Origin of the sequence: Ideonella livida (genome assembly GCF_010499455.1) — a bacterium.
GTDB classification, from domain to species: Bacteria; Pseudomonadota; Gammaproteobacteria; order Burkholderiales; family Burkholderiaceae_C; genus Ideonella; species Ideonella livida.
This window is the reverse complement of record NZ_JAAGOH010000080.1, coordinates 1-1,667: the sequence shown is the minus strand read 5'-3', so window position 1 is coordinate 1,667 and position 1,667 is coordinate 1. Positions and strand designations below refer to the sequence as shown.

General features: G+C 69.3%; 2 protein-coding genes. Both read right to left on the bottom strand.

Annotated features, from left to right (window positions below; translation table 11 throughout):
* Positions 1-905: sugar phosphate isomerase/epimerase family protein (locus G3A44_RS23110; RefSeq protein ID WP_239062067.1), on the bottom strand; the 905-nt coding region annotated here is incomplete at its 3' end.
* The coding region (locus G3A44_RS23105) for a VOC family protein (RefSeq protein WP_163460105.1) at positions 902-1,667 on the bottom strand (766 nt) is incomplete at its 5' end. The genes G3A44_RS23110 and G3A44_RS23105, both read right to left, overlap by 4 nt.

Genomic DNA, 1,667 nt, shown 5'->3' with positions numbered 1-1,667 from the left:
CCCGGCAGCGGTGCGCTGCGCCGCAGCACACCTTCGGCCAGCCACACCGCGGCCGCCCGCGCGCGCTGCGCCACAAACGGCAGCGGCAGCTGCGTGTAGTCGTCGTTGAACACCTCGAAGCTGTAGTCGCCCCGGTAGCCCATGGCGTCGAGCTTCAAGACCAGCTCCGTGATCGCCTGGCTGTGCACGCCCTCGCCCGGGAACACCCGGAAGTGCCGCGCCGTCTCGATGCGCTCCTGCGGCGTGCGCGTCTCCTGCCACATGAAGTCCGCCAGCTGCACCAGGTAGATCTTGGCCGGGTCGATCCAGTCCAGCGCCTTCAGGCTGGTGGCCGTGGCCAGGATGTGGAACGAGTCGATGCCCACGCCCAGGTTGGGCATGTCAGCCTGCTCCACCACCTCCCAGGCCTGGTGCACCTCGTTGAGGTGCCGGCCCCAGCTCAGCGCCTCAAACGCCACCCGGATGCCGTGCGGCAGGGCCAGCATGGCCAGCTTGCGCAGGTCCCGCGCCATGGCCTCGGTGTCGGCGCCGGCGTGCTGCGAGGTGCTGCTGCAGGCCAGCAGCACCTTGGCGCCCAGCGCATGCGCCATCTCGATCATCTGCTTGGCAATCTCGACCTTGTAGTGGTGGAGATGGCCACTCAGCCCCTCGAAATCTCGCAGGACCTGGAAGCCGGTGACTTTGAGGCCACTGTCCTTGACGGCTTGCACCGCGGCTTGGATGCCGCCGGGGTGGCCCACGATGTCGCGCGCGGCCATCATCACCTGGCCAAAACCCGCGGCCTTCATGGCCGCGAGCTTGGCCTCCAGCGGGCCGGCCAGGCTGATGGTGTCCATGCCGAAGTCGGCAAAGTGGCCCTGCTGCATGCGCTGCGCCGGGCTGAGCTTGGGCGCTGCAAAGCTCATGTGCGCTCCTCGTGGCGCACCAGCTCGAAGCTCACGCCCAGGTGGTCGTCGCAGCTGAGCGCGCCGCGGTCCTCGGTGTGCACACCCACGCTGGACTCCACAAACTCCACGCCACGCTCGCGCAGCGCGGTGACGGCGCCGCGCACGTCCGGCGTGCCAAAGGCCACCCGGTTGAGCAGCTCCTGCGGGTCGGCGTCGATCGCATCGGGCGAGGGCTCGATGAGCTGCCAGTACAGCGTGCCGCAAGGGCTGGCCAGGATGCGGCCCTGGGTCATCACGCCAAAGGTCTGGCTGCTGGGCAGCTCGGCAAAGCCGAACAGCTCACCGTAGAAGGCCACCCAGTCGGCCATGCGCTCAAAGCCGATGTACTGCACCACGCCAAACCAGTGCAGGCCCGCCAGGGCCGGCGGCTGCGCCTGCACCGTGGGGATGGGCACAAAGTCCACGTCGTAGATGCTGAACTCACGCCAGCGGTCCACAAAGTAGATGCGGCTGCCGCCCACACCGTGGATGGCCGGGATGTTGAGCTCCATCACCGCCACCTGGGTGGGCACCGGCCAGGCGCCCAGGTCGCAGGCCTTGTCCCAGGCGGCTGCGGCATCGCGCACGCGAAACGCCACCGCCGCAATCACCGGGCGCTCGGTCAGCGGCGGGGCGCCGTTCAGGCCGCCCTCGGCCACGTCCTGGTGGGCGTTGATGATGACGTTCATGCCCCCCTGGCGGTAGAGCAGCACCTCGCGCGAGCGGTGGCGCGCCACCGGC